Here is a 17,363-nt window from a genome sequence, read left to right as displayed (position 1 = left end):
TTTTGGGTGCCAGTGCCGGCCCTTTCGCGGGTAAACCCGCTCCCACAGGGATCGATGCGCTCGCAGTTCCTGTGGGAGCGGGTTTACCCGCGAAGAGGCCGGCACAGGCAAAGCAGACATTTCAGGGACAACACATGCTCAAGATCGACACCCTGCACCAATACTACGGCGGCAGCCACATCCTGCGCGGCCTGTCCTTCGAGGCCAAGGTCGGCGAGGTCACCTGCCTGCTGGGCCGCAACGGCGTGGGCAAGACCACCTTGCTGCGCTGCCTGATGGGCCTGCTGCCGGCCCGCGAGGGCCGCGTGGAATGGGAAGGCAAGCCAATCACCACGCTCAAGCCCCAGCAAAGGGTCCACGCCGGCATCGCCTACGTGCCACAGGGCCGCGAGATCTTCCCGCGCTTGACCGTCGAGGAAAACCTGCTGATGGGCCTGTCGCGCTTCCCCGCCCGCGAGGCACGGGAAGTACCCGCCTTCATCTACGAGCTGTTCCCGGTGCTGGAGCAGATGAAGCAACGCCGTGGCGGCGACCTCTCGGGCGGCCAGCAGCAACAGCTGGCCATCGGCCGCGCCCTGGCCAGCCGCCCGCGCCTGCTGATCCTCGACGAGCCCACCGAAGGCATCCAGCCGTCGGTGATCAAGGAGATCGGCGCGGTGATCCGCAAGCTCGCCGACCGGGGCGACATGGCCATCCTGCTGGTGGAGCAGTTCTACGACTTCGCCGAAGAGCTGGCCGACCAATACCTGGTCATGGCACGCGGCGAAATCGTCCAGCGCGGCCGGGGTGAAAACATGCAGACCGAAGGTGTACGCGGCCTGGTTACCATTTAATCTGCAACCACTTCCCTTGCGAGACGCTGTCATGAGTTACCAGATCCGCGACGCCCTGATCGACGACGTGCCGGGCATCCTCGACATCTACAATGACGCCGTGGCCAACACCACGGCGATCTGGAACGAAACCCCCGTGGACCTGGGCAACCGCCTGGCCTGGTTCGAGGCCCGTGCGCAGCAGGGCTACCCTATTTTGGTGGCAGTGGACGACAGCGGCGTGCTGGGCTATGCCTCATTTGGCGACTGGCGGCCGTTCGAAGGCTTCCGGCATACCGTCGAGCACTCGGTGTACGTGCGTGGCGACCAGCGTGGCAAGGGCCTTGGCCCTGTACTGATGGAAGCGCTGATCGAGCGCGCGCGCCGCTGCGACAAACATGTGATGGTCGCCGCCATCGAGAGCGGCAACGCCGCGTCGATCCGCCTGCACGAACGCCTGGGTTTCAGCATCACCGGGCAGATGCCGCAGGTGGGGGTGAAGTTCGGGCGCTGGCTGGACCTGACCTTCATGCAGCTGTACCTGGATGACAACACCCTTCCCCCTTCAAGGACCTGAAGCCGATGAATACCGCCCAGTTGCACCGCGTCACCCACGAAGGCCTGGCGTACTACCGCGACGGGCTGGTGGCCCTTTTGCTCGATGCGGTACGCCAGGGCGCGTCGGTGGGGTTTATGGCCGATATCGACGAGCAGCAGGCCAAGGCCTACTTCGATGAGGTGAAGGCAAAGCTGGCCGGTGGCGAGCAACTGCTCTGGGTCATCGCCCAGGGGCAGGAGGTGCTGGGTAGTGTGCAGCTGGGGTTGTGCCTGAAGCCCAATGGGCTGAACCGGGGCGAGGTGCAGAAGCTGCTGGTGCACAGCGATGCGCGGCGGCGTGGGCTGGGGCAGCAGTTGATGAGCGCGCTGGAGGCCGAGGCGCGGCGGATCGGGCGGGGGATGCTGTTTCTCGATACCGAGGCTGGGTCCGGGGCGGAGGCATTCTATCGGGCGCTGGGGTACAGCAAGGCGGGGGAGATCCCGGACTATGCCTGCGGGCCGGAGGGGGTTTATCGGCCGACAGCGTTGTATTTCAAGGTCCTGGCTCCGGCGCCGGAACGGCGCTGATGCCTCCGAGGGTAAACCCGCTCCCACAGCAGATCGGGACCGCCCGTGGGAGCGGGTTTATCCGCGAACACCGGCAACGCTGGTGCCATGCAGCGCGCAGGCAGACCAACGCTTGCAGGGCGCCGGAATTAAAGCAGAGGTGCCAACAACGCCTTAGGCCGATCTTCTGTGTAATAACCCACCAACTCTTCCTTCTTCTCACCCTTGGAGAAGAACAGCAGTGTCGGCGCCGACTGAACATCGTAGGTGCCGGCAATAGTCGAGCCGTCAGTCAATTGTAACCGTAGAAAGTCAGCAGCCTGCTCCTTGGTTGCCCAGTCATCGATGACCCTGCTCATGCGTTTGCTGGCATTTTCGCTGCCATCGGCCTTGTACTTGAAGAACTCGACCACCACAGGCTTCCCAGCCTTCAGCACCTTGTCTTCGAATTGCGCCTCGGTGATTTGCTGCACAGCCATGTCGACGCTCCTGCATTGAGAGATCCGCACCCTGCGGATGGAGTCTCAACGCTAGAGCGCCCACCAGGCAGCGTCTACTGGTAAAAATATCAGGTCAGGCTAGCGTCACCCCTGCACGAACCGCCCCAACCGCTGCTTCAACATGCTGTTCTCGCTGCGCAACTGCCGCACTTCCTCCAATAGCTCCAACGCCAGCGCCACCCCTTCCCACTCCAGCTCCAGCTCCTGATGCAGCTTCACCGCGCGCTTCAACGTCACCGGCGCGCGGTCATCGAACACCCATTCTTCGGGCGTTCGCCCCGACGGTTCGACAATGCCGTGCTCGACGATCTCGATCACCCAGTCGGCCGACACATCGGCTTCCTGGCACAGGGTACGCATGTCCAGTTGAACGATCAGGGTGCTGCTCATGATCACTTACTCCATTGAGTCCTCGGATTGAACGCGGCTTTCTCCCAGAGCTGGGTCCACAATTCGCGCGCGGCGGCATCGGACTGGGCGGGCATGACCACCTTGAGCTGGGCGTACAGGTCGCCGCGCTCGCCCTGCTTGTTCAAAAGGCCCATGCCCTTGACCCGCAGGCGTTGGCCGCTCTGGCTGTCGGGGCGGATGGTCAGGTTGATCTTGCCGGTCAGGGTCGGCACGGCCACCTTGGCGCCGAGCGCCGCTTCCCACGGTGCCAGGGGCACAGTGATGATCAGGTCATGGCCTTCGACATCGAACAGCGGGTGCGGTGCCATGCGGATGGTCAGGAACAGGTCGCCATTGGCGCCACCGCCCACGCCCGGCGCGCCCTGGCCCTTGAGGCGGATGCGCTCGCCGTCGGTCACCCCGGCGGGGATCTTCACGTTCAGCGTTTTCGTGGTGAAGCCGGTACGTTGCCCGGCGCCGTTGGTCTGCGGCACCTGGAAGCTGATCTGCTTGGATTCCTTGTTCAGGGTCTCTTCGAGGAACACTGCAAGTTCAAGCTCCACGTCCTGCCCTCGCCTGCCGGCACTGCGTTGTTGCCGGCCACCGGCGCCACCGAAGGGGTTGCCGCCCCGGGCGCCGAAGATCGAGCTGAAGAAGTCGGAAAAATCGCCACCCTCGAAGCCACCGCCTCCGCCGTTGCGGGACTCCCAGCCAGGCGGCGCCTGGAACGGCCGACCGTGCTGGCCGCCGTACTTGCGGATTTCGTCGTACTCGGCGCGCTTGTCCTTGTCGCCAAGCACTTCGTAGGCCTCGTTGGCCTCCTTGAATTTGTCCTCGGCGTCACGCTCCTTGCTGACGTCGGGGTGATACTTGCGCGCGAGCTTGCGGTACGCGGCCTTGATCGCCTTCTCGTCCGCGCTCGCCTCGACGCCGAGTATCTTGTAATAGTCTTTGAAGTCCATCTATGGATCACCGATGTGAATGTACGTATTGCTACTGAAGATTGGGGTCAAGCATAGCCTTTCAAGGTTCATCCGGGGTTGCGCTATCGCAGACGACCGGTCTTGATTTAGCCGCAGACTGGCATAAACTGCGCGGCCGTTTTGCCTCCGGAAGCTTTCCTCATGTCTGACGTATCCCCGGCCCGTGCCCTTGGCATCGACTTCGGCACCTCCAACTCCACGGTCGGCTGGCACCGTCCGGGCGTCGAATCGCTGATCGCCCTGGAAGACGGCAAGATCACCCTGCCGTCGGTGGTCTTCTTCAACATTGAGGAGCGTCGCCCGGTGTACGGCCGCCTGGCCCTGCACGAGTACCTGGAGGGCTACGAAGGCCGCCTGATGCGCTCGCTCAAGAGCCTGCTGGGCTCCAAGCTGATCAAGCACGACACCAGCGTGCTGGGCAGTGCCCTGCCGTTCAAGGACCTGCTGGGCATGTTCATCGGCGAACTGAAGAAGCGCGCCGAGGCCGATGCCGGCCGCGAGTTCGACCAGGTGGTGCTCGGCCGCCCGGTGTTCTTCGTCGACGAAGACCCGGCTGCCGACCAGGAGGCCGAGGACACCCTGGCGGAGGTTGCGCGCAAGATCGGCTTCAAGGACGTGTCGTTCCAGTACGAGCCGATCGCCGCAGCCTTCGACTACGAGTCGGGCATCAGCGGTGAAGAGCTGGTACTGATTGTCGATATCGGCGGTGGTACCTCGGACTTTACCCTGATCCGCCTGTCGCCCGAGCGCCACCAGGTGGCCGAGCGCCAGGACGACATCCTCGCCACCGGCGGCGTGCACATCGGCGGTACCGACTTCGACAAGCAGCTGAGCCTGCAGGGCGTGATGCCGCTGTTCGGCTACGGCAGCCGGATGAAGAGCGGTGCCCTGATGCCCACCAGCTACCACCTCAACCTGGCCACCTGGCACACCATCAACGCCCTGTACTCGCAGAAATCGCAGCTGGCCCTAGGCAGCATGCGCTACGACATCGAGGACACCCTCGGCATCGACCGCCTGTTCAACCTGATCGAACAGCGCGCCGGGCACTGGCTGGCGATGGAGGTGGAGGCCAGCAAGATCGAGCTGACCGACCGCGACAGCCGCCGCATCGACTTTGGCCGGATCGAGCCGGAGCTGTCGGCCGAGCTGACCCGGGTGCTGTTCGAAGACGCCATCGGCGGGTTGCTGGAGCGGGTGCGCGGCAGCGTGACCGAGCTGCTGGCCAAGGCCGGCGTGAGCGAGGGGCAGGTGGACACGGTGTTCTTCACCGGTGGTTCCAGCGGGATTCCGGCGCTGCGCAACAGCGTGGCGGCGATGCTGCCCAATGCGCGGCATGTGGAAGGCAACATCTTCGGCAGCATCGGCAGCGGGCTGGCGATCGAGGCGCGCAAGCGTTACGGCGCGGCCTGAGCCATCCCGGGGCCGCTCTGCGGCCCTTTCGCGGCACAAGGCCGCTCCTACAGGGGGACGCGCTCTTCTGTAGGAGCGGCCTTGCGCCGCGAAAGGGCTGCAACGCAGCCCCGGCAATCTGTCAGACCAACTCCGCCCGCTTCAACTCACTCTTCAGGTAGGCGTAATAGATCGGCCCCGCCACCACCCCCGGCAGCCCGAACGCCGCCTCGAACACCAGCATCGCCAGCAACAGCTCCCAGGCCTTGGCACTGATCTGCCCACCGACGATCCGCGCGTTGAGGAAGTACTCGACCTTGTGGATCACGATCAAGTACCCCAACGCCGCCATCGCCACCCAGATCGACAGCGACAACCCGACGATGGTGATCAGGGTGTTGGACATCAGGTTGCCGATCACCGGCAGCAGCCCGAGCAGGAAGGTCAGCACGATCAGCGTCTTGGTCAACGGCAGGTGCACGCCGAACAACGGCAGCACCACGGCCAGGAAGATGCCGGTGAAGACGGTGTTGAGCAGCGAGATCTTGATCTGCGCGAAGACGATGTTGCGAAACGCCTGCACCAGCAGGCTCAAGCGCTCGAACAGCGCCGCCGCCAGGGGCTTGCGCCGGGAGATGTCGGGGATGCGCTGCAGGGCGACGATGGCCCCGAGGATCATGCCGATCAGCAGGGTCACGAACATGTGCGCCATGCCCTTGCCCACCAGTTGCAGGTCGCTCAGGTGGCTCTTGATCCAGTCACCGATGGCCACCTTGAACTCGGCGGCACTGGCCGGCAAATAGGCTTCGATGAACGGCGGCAACTGGCCACGGGCGCGCTCAACCAGGCCCATGAACTTGTCCAGCGAGGCGCCGGGATTCTCGGCCTCGTGCAGCAGGAAACTGAAGGCGCCGGCGATCAGCAACGTCAGCGTGCTCACCACCAGGGTGCCAAGCAGCGCCACCGCCAGCCAGCGTGCGCGCTGGCCGGCGATCAGCGGTTGCAGCCGTGGAGTGAGCATGTTGACCAGCTCGTAGACCAGCAGGCCGGCCAGCAGGCTCGGCAGCAGCTTCAGCGGCAGCGCCAGCAACAGGCCCGCCATGACGATGATCCAGCTGGCCAGGGTGACCTGGCGGGGAGTGAAAGTCATACAGCCTCAACGGCAGACAGCGGAAAGTCCCGCAGTCTGCCAGCCTTCACGGCAGAGGCATAGGCGCAGGTCATTTCTTCTTCAGGCAGTCACTCATGAAGGTCTTGCGCTCATCGCCCTTGAGCGCCTTGGTGGTGGCGTCGGCGTTGCAGGTCTTCATCTTCTCCTGCTGGGTCTGGGGGACATCCTTCTTCAGGCAGGTGCTCATGAACGCCTTGCGCTCGTCACCCTTGAGCGCCTTGGTGGTGGCGTCGGCGTTGCAGGTCTTCATCTTTTCCTGTTGCGCGGTGGCGGCGAACCCTTGGCCCGCGATCAACAGGCCCAACACCAGCAGGGGTACGTGCAGCAGCTTCATGGAGTGGTCTCCTTGCCTGCGCGCCGGATGCGCGCTCGTCGCAGCTGAGTGTAGACAAGAATTCTTACATCTCTGTCCGCGCCCGCCGCCGGTACTGCTCCGGGGTGCAATTGGCCTGGCGCTGGAACATGGCGATGAAGGCCGAAGCACTGCTGTAGCCGAGGTCGAAGGCGATGGACTGGATCGGCGTGCCCACCTCCAGCGCCTCGATGGCGCGTAAAAAACGTAGACGCAAACGCCATTCACCGAAGCTCATCCCCAGTTCGCGCAGGAACTGCCGGGCCAGGGTGCGCTCACTGACATGCACCTGCCCGGCCCAGTGGGCGAGCGGACGGTTGTCGCCAGGCTCGCCGTGCAGCGCCTCGAGCACCTGGCGCAGGCTGTCGCTGCGGGCGAACGGCAGGTAGCAGGTCTGTGCCGGTGCCCGATGCAACTGGTCGATCAGCACCTGGACCAGGCGCTGGTCGCGCTCATCCTGGGCGATGTGCAGGTCGCGACGGGCGAAGTCGCCGAGGATTGCCTTGAGGATGTCGCTGATCACCAGGCTGCAGGGTTGGGCCGGCAGTTCGGCGCACAGGCTGCGCTCCAGATAGACCGAGCGGTAGATGATGGCCTGGGGGTTGTAGCAACCGTGTTCGGTGTCCGGTGGCACCCAGACGGCGTAGTGCGGAGGCGAGATGAAGCGCTGGCCTTCGACGTCCAGGTGCATGAGGCCGTGGGAGGCATAGTTGAGCTGGCCCCAGGCGTGGCGGTGCGGGGCGCTGCGGGTATCGGCGCCGAATTCGTCGTAACGGAAGTAGACCGGCGCGGGAAGCTGGTCGAACTGGGGGATGTCGAGGTACTTGTGGGCCATGCTGTCTGCTTCGCGGGGCGGGTTGTCTGGATGGAAGTATAGGCGTACGAACAGACAAGCGATAATGGCAGACATCACACCCTCCCACGGGTGTTCACTGTAATCCGAGATGTCTCATGAATTACCTCTTCCCCCTCATCGCCATCCTCATCTGGGCCGGCAACACTGTGGTCACCAAGATGTCCGCTGGCGCCATCTTCCCTGCCGAGATCGGCTTCTACCGCTGGCTGCTGGCCGGCCTGCTGTTTACCCCGTTCCTGCTGCCCAAGGTCTGGCGCAACCGCGCAGCCATCCGCCCGCACCTGGGCAAGATCTTCGTACTGGGCGTGCTGGGCATGGCCATCTACCAGAGCCTGGCGTACTTCGCCGCCGCCATCACCAGCGCCACCAACATGGGCATCATCCTCTCGTTGATGCCGCTGATGTCGCTGGCCCTGTCCATCGCCTGGCTCGGCCAGCGCCTGACCTACGGCGCACTGCTGGGTGCGCTGGTGTCGTTCTTCGGTGTGCTGGAGGTGGTCTCGGCCGGGCAACCCGGCGTGCTGCTGCACCAGGGCCTGAACGCCGGCGACCTGATGATGCTGGTGGCCACTCTCGCCTATGCGCTGTACAGCTTCTTGCTGAAGAAATGGCAACTGCGCCTGCCGCCGCTGCAACTGCTGTACCTGCAGGTGCTGGTGGCGATCCTGGTGTTGCTGCCGCTGTTCCTGCTGTCACCCAAGACCGGCCTGAACGGCCACAACCTTGGTCTGGTGCTGTATGCCGGCCTGCTGGCCTCGATGGTCGCGCCGCGGGTGTGGATGCAGGCGGTGCATCGCCTGGGGCCTAGCCGGACCACGCTGTTCTTCAACCTGTTGCCGGTGGTGACGGCGGTGATCGCGGCAGTGGTGCTGGATGAGCAGTTGGCCAGTTATCACCTGGTTGGCGGTGTGCTGACACTGGTTGGCGTGCTGCTGGCCGAGCGTTGGACCACGCCGGTAAGGCGTTGACCGTTGGGGAGCGCTGCGCGCTCTTTTCGCGACGCAAGGCCGCTCCACAGATCAAGCACCTGATTCAGGGGCAGCATTGTTCCTGTGGGAGCGGCCTTGTGTCGCGAAAGGGCTGCGTAGCAGCCCCAGGTTCCTCACAGCCCCGCAGCCTTGAGCCGTGCGGCATGCTCGGTAAACAGCCGCACCGGTTCAGCACCTTTGCCCACTGCGCCCAACGACTGGTTGACGATATCCAGATGATCGAGCGGATAGTCATCGCCAATCACCTGCCCCAGGTGCGAGCTGAAGCGCCCGACCATGCCGTCACATTGCCCCTTCTCCCTGACGAAGCAGCAGGCGAACAGCCGGCAAAATCGGTTGCTGCCGTCAAAGCGGTTAAGGCCACGGTCGGTGCGCCCCGGTTGCAGGGTTCCAGACCATGAGTAATAGCGCACCCCATTCACTTCCGACGGCCCCTCGCCACCCCAGACCTCGGGCAACCCCTGTGGATAAGCCTGGTTGAACAGAGCCACCCCGGCACTGGTCAGCGACTGGTGCGAGGCGTGCACATCGATCGGCAGTGGATCGCGGCGCCAGCCGGTCTCCAGCCAACCCAGCACCACAGCGAAGCCATGCAGCACGGACTTGAGGATGCGCCCCCGGACAGTGTCACCAGGTGCCGTGCGTTCGAGGTGGTCGGCCAGCTCCGAGCCATGGTTGGGGCCGGCCACCGACGTCACCGAAGCCACCCGATCAGGCCGCTTCGCCGCCGCATAACGGGCACTGAGGGCGCCCTGGCTATGGCCGATCAGGTTGACCTTGTCGGCCCCTGTGCGCTGGCAGATGTCCTCGATGATGCCCAGCAACTGCTCGCCCCGCACTTCGCTGGAATGCAGCGGCGACACCTGCACCGGGAACACCTGCGCGCCTCCCCGGCGCAACGCCGGAACAATGCCGAACCAATAGGGATAGACCAGCGCCCGCACGAAGCCGAGCATGCCCGGCACCAGCACCAGTGGATAACGCGTGGCCAGCTCCTGACTCATCACCCTTGCCCTCATCCGTGAACAGACCGGCCCACCCTACAGCGCGATCGGAGACAAGCGCAATCGAACTCCCGGCGCGCCGTGCGGTTCCAAGCAGAACAGACCCTGAGCAAGGAGCGGGACCATGTACAAGCGAACCCTGGCCATCCTTCTGGCAAGCGCCACCCTCGCCGCCTGCGGCAGCCGCCCGGAAAACCCGGTGGACTACGTCACCTACCGCGACGAGCCGCTGGTCAAGCAGGTCGAGCACGGCATGACCATGCAGAAGGTCATCGCCATCGGCGGCAGCCCGTCGAATGTCATCGACCTGCCCCACGGCGGCACCTGCAACGACTACATCCTCAACCGCGATGGCCACCAGCAGCCCTACTACGTGCGTTTCGACGCCACCGGCCATGTCGACGCCAAGGGCTTCAAGACCTGCAAGCAACGCCAACAAGACAGCGACGCCGTGCACGGCGCATGACACCCCATGACCACCCTGATGCTTTCGGAGATGAACATGAGCGTTGAACTGACCGATGTGAAAACCCTGCGCGAACGTGCCCGCCAGCATGTCGAGCAAGGCGCGGTGACCGAGGGTTACCACGCCGATCGCGAGAAAATCCTGCGCCTGCTCAACGAGTCGCTGGCCACCGAGCTGGTCTGCGTCCTGCGCTACAAGCGTCACTACTTCATGGCCAGCGGCATCAAGGCCAGCGTCGCCGCCGCGGAGTTCCTCGAGCATGCCAACCAGGAAGCCGAGCACGCCGACAAGCTGGCCGAGCGCATCGTGCAACTGGGCGGCGAGCCGGACTTCAATCCGGACAACCTGACCAAGAACTCCCACGCGCAGTACGTGGCGGGCAGTTCGTTGAAGGAAATGGTGCTGGAGGACCTGGTGGCCGAGCGCATCGCCATCGACAGTTATCGCGAGATCATCCAGTACATCGGCGACAAGGATCCGACCACCCGGCGTATCTTCGAGGACATCCTGGCCCAGGAAGAAGAGCACGCGGACGATATGTCGGACCTGCTGCAGGGACTTTGATTTCTGGGGCGCTTTGCGCCCCTTTCCGACCGGTCCGACGCCTCGGCAAGGGCGCTCCCACAGGCGTGGCGCTGCGCCTGAATCTTGTGCTTGACCTGTGGGAGCGGCCTTGTGTCGCGAAAGGGCCGCATAGCGGCCCTATTTCTTGCCCTTCACCGCCGCCGGCGCCTTGCCGGCGCGCATCTGCTGCAACAACGGCGTGCACTGGTTCGGCTCATCCCCGCTGCTCGGCGCGATCAGCGCCAGCAGCCCCGCCGCTGGCCCGGCCACCACGCCCAACGCCACCATCCCCGCGCCACGCAGCGCCAGCGGAACCGCCTGCACCCCGGCATTCGGCTTGGCGAACGGCCCGCGCACATACAGCGGCGAACGCAGCGAGAACAGTCGCAGCCCTTTCGATTCAGGGGTGATCCTCAGGTCCAACTGCTCGCTGGCGAAATTGGCCGTGCCGTCGATGGAGATGATCGCGTTCTCGGTGTCGAAAACAAACAAACGGGTGCTGGCCAGGCCGTCCTTGATCCCGACATCGGCCGCAGCGCAATTGATCTTCACATCCTCATCGCCGAACAGCTTGCCAATCACGTAGTTGCCCACGTTGAGCCCGGCGATTTCCATCAGGCTGCGGCTGATCGCGCCATCGTTGATCAACAGGCGCAGATCCCCGTTGGAAGTGCCCAGCAGTGCCGCCACCGAGTTGCCCCGGCCACTGATATCGGCATCGCCATTGAGTTCGCCGAAGCTGGTCTGCATCGGGGCGAAGCTGGGGAACAGCTGCTTGAGCTTGAAGCCACGCGCGGTCAGCCGGGCGCGGCCCTGCAACGGCGCGCTGCGTCCGTCCAGGCGGATGTTGGAATCGAGGTTGCCGCCGGCTACGCCAAAGCGCAGCGGCTCCAGGCGCAGCAGGCCGTCCTCGAGGATCACATGGGCGGACAGGTCGTTGAACGGCAGCTTCTCGCTGTGCACGATGCGCTTGCCGGCGAAGGTCACGTCGGCGTCCATGGCACGCCAGCGCTCGGTGCGGAACTCTTCGACCGGCAGCACCTTGCCGGCCGGCTGCTTGCTGGCGCCGCCGCGGGCCTTCTGTTCGCTGTTGGAGTCGGCGCCGATCAGCGGCGCCAGGTCCTTGAACAGCAGCTGGTTGGACACCAGGTTGCCGGAGAGCTTCGGCCGGGGCTGGCTGGCGACAAAGGCCAGGTCGCCGTGGATGTCGCTGTCGCCGATCTTGCCGTTGAAGCCTTCGTAGCGGAACTGCGCACCCTCGGCGGCGTGCAGGTTGGCGCTCAGGTGACCATCGGTGGCGTATGGGGGCGTATCGGGCAAGGTCACGCCGGTCAGCGGGTAGAGGTTGCCCAGGCTGCTGCCGGACAGCTTCAGGCGCAGGTCGAGGGCGCCGAGGTTGCGTGGATCGGTCAGGGTCCCGGCCAGCGCGACCTGGGTGTCGCCGATACGCACATCGGCCTGCAGCGGAAACGGCCGGCTGGCGTCCTGCAGCGCCAGCAGGCCGCCGAGCTTGCCGGTGCCGGCCACTGCCAGGCCCTTGTAGCGGCCCTGAGCCTTGAAACCGAAGGCGTAGTCCTGGGCATTGCCGGCTTTCTCGGCGCGGGCCTTGCCGACGATGTCGCTGAACGGGATCGGCTTGCCCAGTGGATCGACCTGCACCCTCATGCTGGTCTTCAGCGTCTGGTCGGCGAAGCTGACATTGCCCTGGTCGAAGCCGATGGCGCCGATGTCCAGCACCCACTTCGACGGTTCTTCGTTCTCATCCTTGGGCCCGAAATCGAACACCCAGTTGGCCCGGCCATCAGCCAGTCGGGTAAGGCTGGCGCTGGGCTGGACCAGGTCGATTCGCGGGATGCTGATGCGCTGGACAATCAGCGGCAACGGCGCCAGGCGAAAGTCCACGCGCTCCAGGGCGACCATGCGCGGCTCCTTGAGCCAATCGGGGTTGCCCAGGGTGAGGTCTTCAGCGGTGAAGTGCGGCCACGGCACGAAGGCACGCCAGCCGCCCTCCTCGGGCTCGGTGCGCCAGTGCACCGCGAGGTTGCCGTTGATCGCGAAGGGCCGGTGCAGGGCTTCGGAGACTTTCTCGTTGAGCAGCGGCTTGACGCGATTCCAGTCGAAGGTGGCGATCACCACCACCAGGATCGCCAACAAGGTGGCGAGGGTGGCGAAGGTCCAGATGAGGATTCTGGCAGGGCGCGTCATTGCATGTTTCTCCTGACTGCATGGCACTCAATTATGTCGGACTGATAAAAAACCGCCGGGTTTAATCCGCGCGCCATGATAACCAGGATTTTCCTGACGACTTTCTCAGCTTTTGCTCTGCGGACAGCGGCAGTGTTACCGGGGGGCCGACGTGCCTCAGTACCTATCACCCCCTGAAAACATTGCTCCAGAGCCCTTCGCACACAGTATCAATCCCGTCGATTGTTACCATTATCCTGATGAACTTTTCTCTGGAGTTACCAGGCGTAGCATTGGCTTCGTACCCACTTTCCAGCCCCCCCCGAGGAGCACCGAACCATGAAACGCCATCTGCTGCTGAGCCTGACCCTGTCCGTACTTGCCGCCAACGCCTTCGCCCTGCCAGCCGAAGACCAGCACCTGAGCGCCGAATCGCGCTCCAGCGCCGCCACCGTCAGCCAACCGCTGAACACCTTGGCAGAAGGTGGCGCCGAGCGCCTGCAGGAACGCGCAGGCCGCCTGGCCGAAGGCGGTTCCGAGCGTCTGCTCGAACGTAACAACCGTGTCGCCGAAGGTGGCTCGGATCGCCTGATCCAACGCAACGACCGCGTTGCCGAAGGTGGCTCCGATCGTCTGATCCAACGCAACGACCGCGTTGCCGAAGGTGGCTCCGATCGTCTGATCCAACGCAACGACCGTGTCGCCGAAGGTGGCTCGGATCGTCTGATCGAACGCAACGACCGTGTCGCCGAAGGTGGCGCCGATCGCCTCAACGAACGCAACAACCGCGTAGCCGAAGGTGGCTCGGATCGTCTGGTCGAACTCAGCCGTGTGAGCTGATCGCCATGGCCGAGAACAACAACCCGCCCCGCTGCGCCTGCTCCCCTCCAAGCCCGGTCCATTGACCGGGCTTTGTTTTTTTATCCAGAATGCCCAGCCGTACCGTCATAGAATCCTGACCCATGCTGCCGCGCGCCGAACAGAAGCTACAGACCCGCCAGGCCCTGCTGGATGCCGCCTGCCTGCTCATGGAGAGCGGCCGGGGCTTCGGCAGCATCAGCCTGCGCGAGGTGGCCAAGGCCGCGGGCATCGTGCCCACCGGCTTCTACCGCCATTTCCCCGACATGGATGCCCTGGGCCTGGCCCTGGTTGCCGAGGTGGACACCACCTTCCGCCAGACCATCCGCCTGGTACGCCAAAACGAATTCGAACTGGGGGGCATCACCGACGCCTCGGTGCGCATCTTCCTCGATGTGGTCATCGCTCATCGGGCGCAGTTCCTGTTCCTTGCCCGCGAGCAATATGGCGGCTCGCAACCGGTACGCCAGGCCATCGCCCGCCTGCGCCAGGACATCAGCAGCGACCTGGCCACGGACCTGGCGCGCATGCCGCGCTGGCAGCACCTGGACGGCGCCGCCCTGGCGGTGATGGCCGACCTGGTGGTCAAGACCGTGTTCGCCACCCTGCCCGAGCTGATCGACAGCCCCGAGCCCGGTCATCCACAGGCGCTGACGCCGCAGGAAAAGATCACCCAGCAGCTGCGCTTCATCTTCGTCGGTGCGCGGCACTGGCAAGGGCTGGGTAACCCCGGCTGAAACCTTCGCCAACGTTGTTGCATGGGAGCGGGTAACGTGGGCGCGGGCTTGCCCCGCGATGGCGCTATCGCGGGGCAAGCCCGCTCCCACGAACCACTTGCCACTTCTGCTACCATGGCGCCCTGCCCGACCGTCACGAGCGCGACCATGTCCGACCCCCGCCCCGCATTGACCCGTTTCCAACAGCACTTCGCCGAGCGCATCGTGCCGCTGTGGCAGGGCCCTGGCTGGAACGCCGACATGGCCCTGCCGTACGAAGCCCTGGACACCCAGCACCGGCCACTGCCGGTACAGCGCTACCGGGCCATGGCCTGCGCCCGCCAGCTGTATCTGTTCAGCAACCGCATCGGGCAACCGGGCGCCGCCGAGCGCGCCGCCGCGCTGTTCCGTTCGCTGCAGAAGCACTTCCACGACGCCGAGCACGGCGGCTGGTTCTACAGCATCGACGCCCAGGGCAAGCCGCTGGACCGGCGCAAGGACCTCTACACCCATGCCTTCATCGTCTTCGCCTGTGCCCATTACCTGGGCAAGGTCGGCGAGGGGCTGGTGGAAGCCACGCTCAATGGCGCCCTCGAGGTGATCCACGAGCAGTTCGCACGCGATGATGGCCTGTACGAGGCCAGCCTGGGTGAGGATTGGTCGGACCTGGGCAGCGGCCCGTTGCAGAACCCGCAGATGCACCTGGCCGAGGCCTTCCTGCAGGTGCTGGCCGTACGTGAGGACGAAGACGTTCGCGATTCGCTGCTGCAGCTGTGCGAAGCGCTGCAGGCGCAGTTTATCGAACCGATCCATGGGCTGATGCTGGAGAAGCCGCGCGGGGCTGTGGATAACTGGTTCGAGCCGGGCCACCAGTTCGAATGGTTCTACCTGCTCGACACTTCCGAGTTGCTGCGCGGTACTGCGCTGCATGCCTCCATCGAGCGGGCCTTCGACTTCGCCGAGCAGTGCGGCGTGAAGGATGCGGCGGTGCTGGCGATGCTGGATGCAGACGGCAAGGTGATCGACGCAACCCAGCGTATCTGGGCCCAGGCGGAGTACCTGCGGGCGTTGGCCCTGCGGCCGGGAAGCGAGGCGCGGCTGCTGGAGCAGCTCACGGCGCTGGAATCGCGCTTCCTGCATGAAGGCGGCTGGCATGAGTGCCGCGATGGCGAGGGGGCGGTGAGCCGCCATGACATGCCTTCGACCACGCCCTATCACTTGGCAACTTGCCTGGATGGCCTTCATCAGCAGACCTAGCATTTTTACCAGTATCGCCCTGAGGAGCTGCTACATATAGTTTCCCCATCTCCACGACGGGAAGTGACAGCAATGAGCGGCTCACTGATGGAAAAGGAAACCAAACAAAACCTGATTGATTTTCTTGAGAAAGAAATCGATAGCGCTGCAAACAAGATCATCAAACTGAAGGAAAGGCAGGATCATTTCGCTTACGGCCAACTTCAAGTCTTCATGACATTTCGCCGACTGCTGAGCGATACCGTGACAGACGAACTGGTTGAACCCAAACCGCAGAGGACCGATTTGGACCGTGGCTTCGTCAGCGCATTGGAGAAAGTTCTAGTTCAGCTTGGCTTGATGGATCAGAAAGTGCTTTCCCAAAGGTTCGAATCACAACTCACCGCGAGCCAGAAACGACTGGCAGCTTCGCCAATACTTGCCGCCGACATCATTCAGAAGGTTACTGATGGTAAGTCAGGAGTGGTCACTGGCAGTGATTTGGAGCGCTCTCCGGTGTCCTCTGCAGTTAAAACCACGTCACCCAAACCACAGTCCGTACCCCCAGAGCTCAAAGCATTCCTTGAAAATGAGATCAATACGGCTGCGAAAAAAATCATCGACAAGAAAAGCCTAGACTTTGACCACTTTGCCAATGGAAAACTTAGTTATCTGCTGACTCTCAGACGCTGGATGGATGGCACCGCAGCCAAGGAAGATCTGGGTCTGCACGATGCAGTGAATGATGTACTGCAGAGGGCAAAAATTCGAACATCCAGCACCAGCTACCTGAACGAAATGCTCGAAAAACCGTGATTACTCCACCCGCTTGAACATGATCAAGCGGGTGGTGTTGTTGCTCAGCCCTTGGCAGACCGATCAATCGAGAACCCTGCCCAGTCCTGGCTCACCGGCATCAGCTCGAGGCTGTTGATGTTGATATGCGCCGGCTGGTTGAGGATCCAGAAGATGGTTTCGGCGATGTCCTGCGGCTGGATCGGCTCGGCGCCCGCATAGGTCGCGTCATACTTCGCCTGGTCCCCACCAAAGCGCACCAGCGAGAACTCGCTTTCGCACAGCCCCGGCTCGATGTTGCTCACCCGCACGCCCGTCCCTCGCAGGTCGCAGCGCAGGCTCAGGGAAAACTGGCCGACAAAGGCCTTGGTGCCGCCATACACGTTGGCGCCCGGGTAGGGGTAGTTGCCCGCCACCGAACCGACGTTGAGGATCGAAGCCCCACGGCCATGGGCAATCAGCCGAGGCAGCAGCAGGCGGGTGGTGTACATCAGGCCTTTGATGTTGGTGTCGACCATGGTTTCCCAGTCGTCCAGGCTGCAGTTCTGCGCGGCGTCCACGCCCAGCGCCAGGCCGGCGTTGTTGACCAGGCCCTGCAGCTTGTCGAAGCTCGGCGGCAGGCTGGCGATGGCAGCCTCCATTGCCTGGCGGTCACGCACATCGACCACCAGGCCGTGCACCTCGGTCTTGGCCGACAATTCCTGGCACAACGCATCCAGGCGCTCCTTGCGCCGACCGGTGAGCACCAGCTTCCAGCCGGCGTCGGCGAAACGGCGGGCGGTGGCCTCGCCAAAACCGGAGGTCGCGCCAGTGATGAATACGGTGGATGTCATGCTCTTCTCCTCAGCGTTGGATTGTCGTCGACAGGCCTCGCAGCATGCCCGGCGCAAGGCTCGACCACAACCGTCATCGCCGCTGGTCAAAAAACGTACTAATCCTGCAAAGGCCCGTGGTAGAAGGGCTGCACCGGGCTATGCGCATCTTATCCACA

20 protein-coding genes are annotated in these 17,363 nt (G+C 63.9%); 11 read left to right on the top strand and 9 right to left on the bottom strand.

All coding sequences use genetic code 11. The features are described 5' to 3' along the window. Nucleotides 1–134: 134 nt before the first annotated feature. The 3 genes from urtE to DMX06_RS04455 are packed head-to-tail and all read left to right on the top strand — an operon-like array spanning nucleotide 135 to nucleotide 1,937. Nucleotides 135–833 (top strand): urea ABC transporter ATP-binding subunit UrtE, encoded by a 699-nt coding sequence (gene urtE / locus DMX06_RS04465; protein WP_110734975.1) that lies wholly within the window; start codon nucleotides 135–137, stop codon nucleotides 831–833. 31 nt (nucleotides 834–864) lie between these two features. Next, complete coding sequence (locus DMX06_RS04460) at nucleotides 865–1,389, top strand: GNAT family N-acetyltransferase (protein WP_110734973.1); 525 nt, start codon at nucleotides 865–867, stop codon at nucleotides 1,387–1,389. Between the two features lie 5 nt (nucleotides 1,390–1,394). Further along, nucleotides 1,395–1,937 carry a GNAT family N-acetyltransferase gene (locus tag DMX06_RS04455; protein WP_110734970.1) on the top strand — a complete coding sequence of 181 codons (543 nt, stop codon included), beginning with the start codon at nucleotides 1,395–1,397 and terminating at the stop codon, nucleotides 1,935–1,937. 128 nt (nucleotides 1,938–2,065) lie between these two features. On the opposite strand, the gene DMX06_RS04450 is transcribed toward DMX06_RS04455, so the two are convergent. From DMX06_RS04450 to cbpA, 3 genes are all read right to left on the bottom strand, one after another. Then, nucleotides 2,066–2,395, bottom strand: coding sequence for a thioredoxin family protein (locus DMX06_RS04450; protein WP_110734968.1), 330 nt, complete (start codon nucleotides 2,393–2,395; stop codon nucleotides 2,066–2,068). Nucleotides 2,396–2,500: 105 nt separating this feature from the next. Then, a complete protein-coding gene (locus DMX06_RS04445; protein ID WP_110734966.1) occupies nucleotides 2,501–2,806 on the bottom strand; it encodes a chaperone modulator CbpM in 306 nt (101 codons plus the stop codon). A gap of 2 nt (nucleotides 2,807–2,808) precedes the next feature. Continuing rightward, nucleotides 2,809–3,768, bottom strand: coding sequence for a curved DNA-binding protein (cbpA, locus tag DMX06_RS04440; RefSeq protein ID WP_110734963.1), 960 nt, complete (start codon nucleotides 3,766–3,768; stop codon nucleotides 2,809–2,811). Nucleotides 3,769–3,930: 162 nt separating this feature from the next. Between cbpA and DMX06_RS04435 the strand changes: the two genes are divergently transcribed. After that, a complete protein-coding gene (locus DMX06_RS04435; RefSeq protein ID WP_110734960.1) occupies nucleotides 3,931–5,202 on the top strand; it encodes an Hsp70 family protein in 1,272 nt (423 codons plus the stop codon). Between the two features lie 121 nt (nucleotides 5,203–5,323). On the opposite strand, the gene DMX06_RS04430 is transcribed toward DMX06_RS04435, so the two are convergent. The 3 genes from DMX06_RS04430 to DMX06_RS04420 form a co-directional block, all read right to left on the bottom strand. Then, nucleotides 5,324–6,331, bottom strand: a complete 1,008-nt coding sequence (locus DMX06_RS04430) for an AI-2E family transporter (RefSeq protein ID WP_110734957.1) — start codon at nucleotides 6,329–6,331, stop codon at nucleotides 5,324–5,326. Between the two features lie 70 nt (nucleotides 6,332–6,401). After that, on the bottom strand, nucleotides 6,402–6,686 hold the full coding sequence (locus DMX06_RS04425; protein ID WP_050707114.1) for a PsiF family protein: 285 nt from the start codon (nucleotides 6,684–6,686) through the stop codon (nucleotides 6,402–6,404). Nucleotides 6,687–6,750: 64 nt separating this feature from the next. After that, nucleotides 6,751–7,539, bottom strand: coding sequence for an AraC family transcriptional regulator (locus tag DMX06_RS04420; protein WP_110734955.1), 789 nt, complete (start codon nucleotides 7,537–7,539; stop codon nucleotides 6,751–6,753). Between the two features lie 116 nt (nucleotides 7,540–7,655). Here DMX06_RS04420 and DMX06_RS04415 point away from each other — a divergent pair, with 116 nt between their 5' ends. Further along, nucleotides 7,656–8,528, top strand: a complete 873-nt coding sequence (locus tag DMX06_RS04415) for a DMT family transporter (protein ID WP_110734953.1) — start codon at nucleotides 7,656–7,658, stop codon at nucleotides 8,526–8,528. Between the two features lie 134 nt (nucleotides 8,529–8,662). Here DMX06_RS04415 and DMX06_RS04410 read toward each other — a convergent pair whose 3' ends face one another. Beyond that, complete coding sequence (locus tag DMX06_RS04410; protein WP_110734950.1) at nucleotides 8,663–9,553, bottom strand: esterase/lipase family protein; 891 nt, start codon at nucleotides 9,551–9,553, stop codon at nucleotides 8,663–8,665. Between the two features lie 124 nt (nucleotides 9,554–9,677). Between DMX06_RS04410 and osmE the strand changes: the two genes are divergently transcribed. Beyond that, nucleotides 9,678–10,019 carry an osmotically-inducible lipoprotein OsmE gene (gene osmE, locus DMX06_RS04405; protein WP_028688233.1) on the top strand — a complete coding sequence of 114 codons (342 nt, stop codon included), beginning with the start codon at nucleotides 9,678–9,680 and terminating at the stop codon, nucleotides 10,017–10,019. 6 nt (nucleotides 10,020–10,025) lie between these two features. Continuing rightward, complete coding sequence (locus tag DMX06_RS04400; RefSeq protein ID WP_110734947.1) at nucleotides 10,026–10,583, top strand: ferritin-like domain-containing protein; 558 nt, start codon at nucleotides 10,026–10,028, stop codon at nucleotides 10,581–10,583. 138 nt (nucleotides 10,584–10,721) lie between these two features. Here the strand turns inward: DMX06_RS04400 and DMX06_RS04395 are convergent, their stop codons facing one another. Next, nucleotides 10,722–12,788, bottom strand: a complete 2,067-nt coding sequence (locus DMX06_RS04395) for an AsmA family protein (RefSeq protein WP_110734945.1) — start codon at nucleotides 12,786–12,788, stop codon at nucleotides 10,722–10,724. Nucleotides 12,789–13,106: 318 nt separating this feature from the next. On the opposite strand from DMX06_RS04395, the gene DMX06_RS04390 reads away from it, so the two are divergent. The 4 genes from DMX06_RS04390 to DMX06_RS26510 all read left to right on the top strand — a co-directional run bounded on the left by DMX06_RS04390 (nucleotide 13,107) and on the right by DMX06_RS26510 (nucleotide 16,393). Continuing rightward, entirely contained in the window at nucleotides 13,107–13,607 is a 501-nt protein-coding gene (locus DMX06_RS04390; RefSeq protein WP_110734942.1) for a phage infection protein, read from the top strand. 122 nt (nucleotides 13,608–13,729) lie between these two features. Further along, nucleotides 13,730–14,362, top strand: coding sequence for a TetR family transcriptional regulator (locus DMX06_RS04385; RefSeq protein WP_110734940.1), 633 nt, complete (start codon nucleotides 13,730–13,732; stop codon nucleotides 14,360–14,362). A gap of 147 nt (nucleotides 14,363–14,509) precedes the next feature. Continuing rightward, nucleotides 14,510–15,598: an AGE family epimerase/isomerase gene (locus tag DMX06_RS04380; protein WP_110734938.1), complete on the top strand. Its 1,089-nt coding sequence runs from the start codon at nucleotides 14,510–14,512 to the stop codon at nucleotides 15,596–15,598. Between the two features lie 72 nt (nucleotides 15,599–15,670). Then, nucleotides 15,671–16,393 carry a hypothetical protein gene (locus DMX06_RS26510; RefSeq protein ID WP_258378804.1) on the top strand — a complete coding sequence of 241 codons (723 nt, stop codon included), beginning with the start codon at nucleotides 15,671–15,673 and terminating at the stop codon, nucleotides 16,391–16,393. A gap of 44 nt (nucleotides 16,394–16,437) precedes the next feature. On the opposite strand, the gene DMX06_RS04370 is transcribed toward DMX06_RS26510, so the two are convergent. Continuing rightward, nucleotides 16,438–17,205, bottom strand: a complete 768-nt coding sequence (locus DMX06_RS04370) for an SDR family oxidoreductase (RefSeq protein ID WP_023629361.1) — start codon at nucleotides 17,203–17,205, stop codon at nucleotides 16,438–16,440. Nucleotides 17,206–17,363: the final 158 nt, after the last annotated feature.

The organism is Pseudomonas mosselii, assembly GCF_003205295.1.
GTDB classification, from domain to species: domain Bacteria; phylum Pseudomonadota; class Gammaproteobacteria; order Pseudomonadales; family Pseudomonadaceae; genus Aquipseudomonas; species Aquipseudomonas mosselii_B.
The sequence above is the reverse complement of the archived record's forward strand: the minus strand, read 5'-3'. Positions and strand labels throughout refer to the sequence as shown.